Origin of the sequence: Methylobacterium sp., from assembly GCF_028290105.1 — a bacterium.
GTDB lineage: Bacteria > Pseudomonadota > Alphaproteobacteria > Rhizobiales > Beijerinckiaceae > Methylobacterium.
This window is the reverse complement of record NZ_JAQGKL010000128.1, coordinates 1-8,103: the sequence shown is the minus strand read 5'-3', so window position 1 is coordinate 8,103 and position 8,103 is coordinate 1. Positions and strand designations below refer to the sequence as shown.

The following is an 8,103-nucleotide window of genomic DNA, read 5'->3' as shown; positions in this document are numbered from 1 at the left end:
GCGTAGAGGAGCCCGCCCGGGATCGCCATGACGCTGGCCGCCAGCAGGTACTCCATGGGCACGCCGAGCGCCGCGTAGCCGGCGAGGATCGTGCCCGCCGTGGAGGCGGCCCCGCTCGACATCACGGCGAAGAGTTCGGCCGAGGTCAGGACCGCCAGGAATGGCCGCAGCGCGATGGCGATCTCGCTCTGGCCGATGGCGATGGTGATCACGGCCGAGAAGGTCTCGATGGGCGAGGTTCCGAGCACCCGCCGCAGCACGGCCCCGACGAAGCGAGCCGCCGCCTGCATCACCCCGACATGGTAGAGCACCGCGATCAGCGCCGAGACGTAGAGGATCTGCGGCAGGATGCGCAGGGCCAGGATGAAGCCGCTGCCGCCGAACAGTTCGAACATGCGCGGCTCCACGAGCCCGCCGAACAGGAAGGCGGTGCCACGATCGCCGTAGTTCAGCACCGTCTGGACGAAGGACGCTGCCGCTGCGAGGCCCGCGCGCCCCACCGGCACGAACAGGACCAGGGCGCCCAGCGCCACCTGGAGCGCCAGGGCGGAGAGCACGACGCGAGGCGAAATCGCCCGGCGGTTCGTCGAGAACAGCACGCCGATGGCCAAGAGAAGAGCGAGGCTCGCGCCCGCGTGAAAAAGCTTCTCGACCATGCCGCCCCGCTGTTTTGGCTCGAGCGGAGCAAGCCCGATGCCGCGCGGGTTGTCGCGTGTGGAGTCCGCGTCATCCACGACCGGCCGCTTGGCTCGATCACGGCGCAAGCAGCGTGTCCGCTCCGGGTCGGGTCCCCGGCGTCATGACAGTGTCGCGGGCGCTTGCGATCCAGCGCCCTGATCGCCGGCACTTTGCCGGCAACCAGGCCGGGCCCGGATGCAGCGCTTCCTCACCGACACCACCGCCCTGCCGTGCCTGCTCTTCGCGATGCAGTTCGACGCGCGAGGATACGGCCGGCTTCTGGCGCCGGGGGACGACCTGCCGGAGGCGAGCAGCGGAGACGAGGGTTTTCTCTGGCTGCATCTCGATCTCGTCGACGCGCGCCTCGAAGGCCTGATCGCCGCCGGACGCTTCGGGCCGCCTACGCTCGCCGCCGCCACCTTCGCCCGCGACGGCCACCAGCGGGTGGTGATCGAGGGCACGAGCCTCGGCCTCGTCATCGCCGACCGCGAACGGGAATTCGGCGGCCGGGTCGGGGAGGAGCCGGCGGGACGCCTGCATTGTGTCCTGGGAGAGCATCGTCTGGTCAGCGGGCGTCGCCACGCCACCGCGGCCGCCGAGGCTGCGCGCGACGCGGTGCTGGCCGGGCGGCCGGTGGCCTCGCCGGCGGGACTCCTCGAGATCTTCGTCACGGGCGTCGCCGCTTCGCTGGACGCCTCGGCCCGGCGCTTCTCGGACGAGCTCGACGCCATCGAGGACCGGATGCTCGACGAGGACCAGCGCGACGATCCCCGCCCGCTCGCGCCGATCCGCCGGCAGGCGGTGCGCCAGCACCGGCAGCTCGCGGGTTTGAGCGCGGTCTTCCACCGCCTCGAATCCGAGACCGAAGAGGACGACGACGCCCTGCCCGAGGCGGTGGTGAGCATGGCCGCCCGCGTGGTCCAGCGCCTCGATTCGCTTCACCGCGACATGCTGGTCCTGTCCGAGCGCAGCCGCCTGCTACAGGACGAGATCGCCGGGCGCAGGGCGGCCGAGACCAACCGCCAACTCTTCACCCTGTCGATCCTCACCGCCCTGTTCCTGCCGCCGACCCTGGTAACCGGCGTGTTCGGCATGAACACCAAGGGGTTGTTCCTCGGTGATTTCGAGAACGGCTCGTTCCTGGCGCTCGGGATCTGCGCGCTTGCGGCGCTGGCGGTCTACGGCGTGATCCGCCACCTCGGGCTCGTCAAACGCCGCGCCGGATCGTAAGCCGGCGTTCTTTCGCGCGGGGGCGTCCTGAAAACACCGCGATCCGCGCGCGTTCGTCATCGAAGCGTCACGTCCCGTCGCGAACGGTGCGCCGACCCAATTCCGGAGCCTTACCCCGCATGGACTTCTTCCGCCGCTTCACGGTCCTGATGTGCGCGCCCAACTTCGATCCGGACGATCTCGAGGGCGTGCGCGTCCAGCAGATCATCGGCTCGGTCGAGAAGCTCGGCTTCGAGGTGGTGCGGGCCCGGCGCGTCGAGGACGCGGCCATCGCGGTCCAGACCGATGCCGCCATCGGCTGCATGGTGGTCGATTGGGGCAAGCGCGGCCTCGACGGCAAGGCGGCGGCCCTGATCAACCTGATGCGCAAGCGCGGGCTGGAAATGCCCATCGTCATCATGGTCCGCCGCAAGCGCCTGGAGGACATCCCCGTCGAGGTGCTGGACTTCATCGACGGCTACATCTTCCTCGCCGAAGAAACCCCCGAATACATCGCCCGCGGCCTGGTCAGCCGGGTGAAGCAATACGCCGAGACCCTCAAGACGCCGTTCTTCGGGGCCCTCGTGGACTACGCGGAGCAGGGCAACCAGCTCTGGACCTGCCCGGGCCACAACGGCGGCATCTTCTACAACCGTTCGCCCATCGGACGGATCTTCGTCGAACACCTCGGCGAGGCGATCTTTCGCGACGACCTCGACAATTCGGTCCTCGATCTCGGCGATCTGCTGGTCCACGAAGGCCCCGCCCTGAAGGCGCAGAAGGAGGCCGCCGTCATCTTCGGAGCGGAGAAGACCTACTTCGTCCTCAACGGCACCTCGGCCTCCAACAAGATCGTGCTCTCGGCCCTGGTGGCGGAGGGCGACCTCGTGCTGTTCGACCGCAACAACCACAAGGCCGCGCATCACGGCGCGCTCTTCCTCGGCGGCGCGATCCCCGTCTTCATCGAGACCGACCGCAACGCCTACGGCCTGATCGGCCCGATGTACCACGAGGCCCTCGACGAGAAGGCCATCCGCCGCAAGATCCGCGACAACCCGCTGATCACCGACAAGGACGCCTGGAAGCGCGAGCGCCCGTTCCGCGTCGCGGTGGTGGAGCAGTGCACCTACGACGGCACGATCTATAACGCGCAGATGATCCTCGATCGGATCGGGCACCTCTGCGACTACATCCTGTTCGACGAGGCCTGGGCGGGCTTCATGAAGTTCCACCCCCTCTTCGCCGGCCGCTTCGCCATGGGCCTCAAGGGCCTCGACGAGACCTCGCCGGGCATCATCGCCACCCAATCGACCCACAAGCAGTTGGCGAGCTTCTCCCAGGCCTCGCAGATCCACACCAAGGATAGCCACATCCGGGGCCAGACCCGGCGCATCGAACACCGGCGCTTCAACGAGACCTTCCTCGTCCACGCCTCGACCTCGCCGTTCTACCCCCTGTTCGCCTCCCTCGACGTCGGCGCGCAGATGATGAAGGGCCGCTCGGGCGTGGTCCTGTGGGACGACACCATTCGGCTGGGCATCGAGTGGCGCAAGAAGGTCCGCGCCATCCGCCGCGAGTTCGAGGAGAAGGAGGGCGATCCGCTGCGCCGCTGGTTCTTCGACCCCTTCGTGCCCGACACCGTGAAGGGGCCGGACGGCAAGGTGGCGTGGGAGAGCCTGTCGACCGACGAACTCGCCAGCAACGCGAAGTATTGGGAGCTGACGCCGGGTGCCGACTGGCACGGCTTCACCCACGTGGCGGCGGACTACGCCATGACCGACCCCAACAAACTCACCGTGCTCACCCCAGGCTTCAACCGGCACACGGGCGAGTACGCCGATCACGGCGTCCCGGCCCCGATCGTGGCGCAGTACCTGCGCGAGAACCGCATCGTGCCGGAGAAGAACGACCTCAACTCGCTGCTCTTCCTGCTCACCCCGGGCGTCGAATCCTCGAAAGCCGGCACGTTGATCTCCGGGCTCGTCGCCTTCAAACGCCTGCACGACGACAACGTGCCCCTGGAGGAGGCGATGCCGGAATTCGTGCGGCGCCGGCCCAACCGCTACAAGGGCGTGCGCCTGCGCGACCTCTGTGCGGATTTCCACGCCTTCCACCGCGAGGCCGGCACCAGCACGCTCCAACGCAAGCAGTTCGAGCCGGGCCACCTGCCCGAGATGGTGATGACCCCCAAGGAAGCGGTGCAGCAGCTCACCCGCAACAACGTCGATTACGTGCCGATCGCGGAAGCGGAAGGCCGTGTGGCGACGACCTTGCTTCTGGTCTACCCGCCGGGCATCGGCACGGTGCTGCCGGGCGAGCGATTGGACGAGCGGGCCAAACCCATGCTGGACTACTTCAAGATGTTCGAGCGCTCCGCGAACCTGTTCCCGGGCTTCGAGGCCGAGATCCAGGGCGTCTTCCGCGACGTCGACCCGGACGGGACGATCCGGTTCCACACCTACGTCATGCGCGAGACCCGCTGATGGCGGGCGCGACCGAGAGCGACCCCGACATCGTCATCCGGCCCTCCTCGGATGCCGACGTGCCGGACATGGTGGACATCTACGCCCACCACATCCGGCGTGGCGTCGGCGACGTCGGGGATTTCGAGGAGGATCCGCTCCATCCGGACGACCTCAAGAAGCGCCGCAAGGCCATGCGCAAGAAGCGCCTGCCGCACCTCGTCGCCGACCGCGACGGCGTCGTGGCGGGCTACGCCTACGCGGTTCCGTTCCGCAAGCGCCCGGCCTATCGCTACACCCTCAAGCACTCGATCTACGTGCATCACGCGCATCTGAACGCCGGCATTGGCCGCCGCCTGCTGCCGGCCCTGATCGAGGCCTGCGCGGCCGGCGGTTACCGTCAGATGATCGGCTACATCGACGCGAAGAACGAGGCCTCCCTGCGCCTGCACGAGGCCTGTGGCTTCGTGCGCGTCGGGCTGCTGCCGGCGGTGGGCTACAAATACGGCCGCTGGAGCGACAGCGTCATGGTCCAGTGCGCGCTGGGCACCGGCTCCACCGACCAGCCCGGCACCTGGACCCGCTCCGTGGAGGCCATGGTGGCGGGGCACGACTGGATCGGGACGTAGCGCGACACCGGACGGCTTCGCGAACAGGTCGTGGCCGCCAAAGGTCCTGCGCCATCGGCGGCCCCGGATGACCGACCCTCGGAGCCCCGCCGGGCGCAGGCGCGCCCGCTATTGCTGCGCCCGGTTGACCAGCGTCTGGAGCGCCCGGGCCACGGCCTCGGTGACGTTCTTGCGGTACTTGCGATGGACCAGCTGCCCGTTGTGGTAGATGTCGTGCTCCACGTAGAGCTTGTCGCCGTCCCAGCGGACGATGTTGTCGGTCTCGGTGGTCTCCTCGACGCCGAGATCCTCGCGAAAGGTAACGCCACCGGATTGCGCGAACATGGCCCGTCCCTGGTGATCGAAGCGACTTTCCGGCTTCCTGGAGACGCATTGTAGGCAGGCGGCGCGCCCGGCGCTACCCGAAACGGGCCTCAGCGCACGGTCACCTGATCCTTGATGCGCTCGTAGACGGCGCGGCTGAGAACCCGCTTCGAGAGCAGTTCGCCCACCGAGGCGTAGGGCCGCTTCTGCACGATGGCCCGCCCGATCATGCCGCCACCCTTCAGTCCGTTGAGGTCCGCCACGCTTCCGGTGTTGAGGTCGACGACGGCGACGCCGCGCGGACCGGCGGTCTCGGCCGCGTTGTCGACGGCCTCGTCGCCGGTCATCGGGGCGGCCGGGCGGGCGAGGTCGAGGGGGGGACGCGCCGGCTCCGGCGTAGGCGCCGGCGGGACCTGGACGGGCGCGGCAGCCTGCGATGACGGCGCCGGGGTCTGAGGGGCGGGGATCTGCGGCGCGGGGGGCTGCGGGACAACGGCTTGGGGCGCGGGTTGCGGAACCGGCGCGGCCGGCCGCGTCACCAGGGGCGGGAGGGCCAGCTGCGATCCGGCCTTTCCGGTCTCGGGAACCGGTTTCAACACGGGCGCCTCCACCGGGTCGCCGCCATGCGGGCGCAGCATCTGCACCAATCCCGCGAGCACCGCCGCCACCACGAGGAGGACGCCCACCCGAAGGATCGCTGAACCGCTAAGCATTGATGGCGGCCCCGAGCCTGTGAACGTGGACAAAGTTTAACATACGTAACAAAGCGAAGTCTCGCCGCAGGATGGACTGTCCTCAAGAGCTTGCCCAGTGGCACTGCGACATGGGCGCCGCCCGGGATGGGATCGACGCCGCGGGCCGCCGCCGTCATGGTCCCGGCCGATGCCCTCCCTCCTCTCCCCCCTGGCCGCCCGGGCGGCCGAGCGCCTCGGCGCCCTGCGCCACGTCCCCGCGCTGTTCCGCCTCGTCCATGCGGCGAGCCCCCGCCTCCTGATCCTCAGCCTGTGCCTGCGCCTCGTGCGCGCCAGCCTGCCGGTGTTGATGCTCTACCTCGCCAAGCTCATCCTCGACGCGATCGTCGCCGAGCACGCGCGGCCGCATCTCGCCGGCCTCGGCCCGGAGACCTGGCTCGCCGACCCGGCCCTCGGCCACCTCGCCCTGCTGGTGGGCGCCGAGTTCGGGCTCGCGATCCTCGCCGACCTCCTCGGGCGGGCCAGCACCCTGGTGGATGGGCTCGTGGCCGACCTCTACGGCAACGCCGCGACCCTGAAGCTGATGCGCCACGCCGCCGACCTCGACCTCGAACAGTTCGAGGACAGCGCGCAGCAGGACCGCCTGGAACGGGCCCGCCGCCAGGTCACAGGCCGGTCCAACCTGCTGTTCCAGTTCTTCGGGCAGGGGCAGGATCTCATCACCCTCGTCGCCTTCGCCCTCGGCCTCGTCGCCTTCGCGCCCTGGCTGATCCTGCTCCTGGCCGCGGCCCTGGTCCCGGCCTTCCTCAACGAGACCTACTTCAACCGCGAGGGCTACCGGCTCGCCTGGAACCGCACCCCCGAGCGGCGCCAGATCGACTACCTGCGCTTCCTGGGCGCCAGCGTCGAATCCGCCAAGGAGGTCAAGCTGTTCGGCTTGAACGGCTACATCGCCGAGCGTTACCAGGGCCTCGCCACGAAGCTCGTCGCCGACAACCGCGCACTCGCCCTTCGCCGCGCCGGCTGGGGCGGCGCCTTCGCGGCGCTGGGCACCCTGGCCTATTACCTCGCCTATGCGACCATCGTCTGGCGCACGGTGGCGGGCCAGTTCTCCATAGGCGACCTCGCCTTCCTGGCGGGCTCCTTCCAGCGCCTGCGCGGCCTGATCGAGGGACTCCTGCTCGGCTTCTCGCAGATCGCCGCCCAGGCGCAGTATCTCGACGACCTGTTCTCATTCTTCGCCGTGGTGCCGGCGATCCGCTCGCCCGAGAACCCGCTGCCCGTGCCGCGCCCGATCCGGACCGGCATCGTCTTCGAGGCCGTGGGCTTCCGCTACCCCGGCACCGAGATCTGGGCGGTGCGGGAGTTGAGCTTCCAACTCGCGGCGGGCGAGGTGCTGGCACTGGTGGGCGAGAACGGCGCCGGCAAGACCACCATCGTCAAGCTGCTCACCCGGCTCTACGATCCCACCGAGGGGCGCGTGCTCCTCGATGGGGTGCCGCTCGGCGCTTACGATCTCGAAGATCTACGCGCCCGCATCGGCGTGATCTTCCAGGATTTCGTGCGCTTCAGCTTCACCGCGTCCGAGAACGTCGCGGTGGGGCGCATTCAGGCGCGGGACGACACCGGCCGGATCACCCGCGCGGCGCATCGCAGCCTCGCGGATGCGGTCATCGATCGGCTGCCGCTGGGCTACGAGCAGCCGCTGGGCAAGCGCTTCGCCGACGGCGTCGACCTCTCGGGGGGCGAGTGGCAGAAGATCGCCATCGCCCGCGCCTACATGCGCGAGGCCGAGATCCTGATCCTCGACGAGCCCACCGCCGCCCTCGACGCGCGGGCCGAGTTCGAGGTCTTCCAGCGCTTTCGCGACCTGAGCCAGGGCCGCTCGGCGGTGCTGATCTCGCACCGCTTCTCCACCGTGCGCATGGCCGACCGCATCCTCGTGCTGGAGGGCGGCCGGGTCATCGAATCCGGGAGCCACGCCGACCTGCAGGCACTCGGCGGGCGCTATGCCGAACTGTTCGAACTGCAGGCCGCCGGCTACCGCTAGGGGCGCCGGGATCGCGCTCTTCGCGGCGGATTCCGCATACGGCGGCGCGTCAGCCTTCGCCCCGCCGCGCGGCCTCGATC

At 69.4% G+C, this 8,103-nt stretch carries 7 protein-coding genes; 4 read left to right on the top strand and 3 right to left on the bottom strand.

Annotated features, from left to right (window positions below):
* The coding region (locus JWQ05_RS09200; RefSeq protein WP_299657767.1) for a Na+ dependent nucleoside transporter N-terminal domain-containing protein at window positions 1-656 on the bottom strand (656 nt) is incomplete at its 3' end.
* 217 nt (window positions 657-873) lie between these two features.
* On the opposite strand from JWQ05_RS09200, the gene JWQ05_RS09195 reads away from it, so the two are divergent.
* The 3 genes from JWQ05_RS09195 to JWQ05_RS09185 all read left to right on the top strand — a co-directional run bounded on the left by JWQ05_RS09195 (window position 874) and on the right by JWQ05_RS09185 (window position 4,978).
* Window positions 874-1,908: a CorA family divalent cation transporter gene (locus tag JWQ05_RS09195; protein WP_299657764.1), complete on the top strand. Its 1,035-nt coding sequence runs from the start codon at window positions 874-876 to the stop codon at window positions 1,906-1,908.
* A 119-nt stretch (window positions 1,909-2,027) separates the two neighbouring features.
* Window positions 2,028-4,370, top strand: a complete 2,343-nt coding sequence (locus JWQ05_RS09190) for an Orn/Lys/Arg decarboxylase N-terminal domain-containing protein (protein ID WP_299657762.1) — start codon at window positions 2,028-2,030, stop codon at window positions 4,368-4,370.
* On the top strand, window positions 4,370-4,978 hold the full coding sequence (locus tag JWQ05_RS09185) for a GNAT family N-acetyltransferase (RefSeq protein WP_299657760.1): 609 nt from the start codon (window positions 4,370-4,372) through the stop codon (window positions 4,976-4,978). The genes JWQ05_RS09190 and JWQ05_RS09185 overlap by 1 nt, the downstream gene beginning before the upstream one ends.
* A gap of 108 nt (window positions 4,979-5,086) precedes the next feature.
* Here JWQ05_RS09185 and JWQ05_RS09180 read toward each other — a convergent pair whose 3' ends face one another.
* A complete protein-coding gene (locus JWQ05_RS09180; protein WP_299657758.1) occupies window positions 5,087-5,302 on the bottom strand; it encodes a hypothetical protein in 216 nt (71 codons plus the stop codon).
* Window positions 5,303-5,391: 89 nt separating this feature from the next.
* Window positions 5,392-5,994, bottom strand: coding sequence for a helix-hairpin-helix domain-containing protein (locus tag JWQ05_RS09175; RefSeq protein WP_299657756.1), 603 nt, complete (start codon window positions 5,992-5,994; stop codon window positions 5,392-5,394).
* Between the two features lie 169 nt (window positions 5,995-6,163).
* Here JWQ05_RS09175 and JWQ05_RS09170 point away from each other — a divergent pair, with 169 nt between their 5' ends.
* Window positions 6,164-8,023, top strand: coding sequence for an ABC transporter ATP-binding protein (locus JWQ05_RS09170; RefSeq protein ID WP_299657754.1), 1,860 nt, complete (start codon window positions 6,164-6,166; stop codon window positions 8,021-8,023).
* Window positions 8,024-8,103 lie beyond the last annotated feature (80 nt).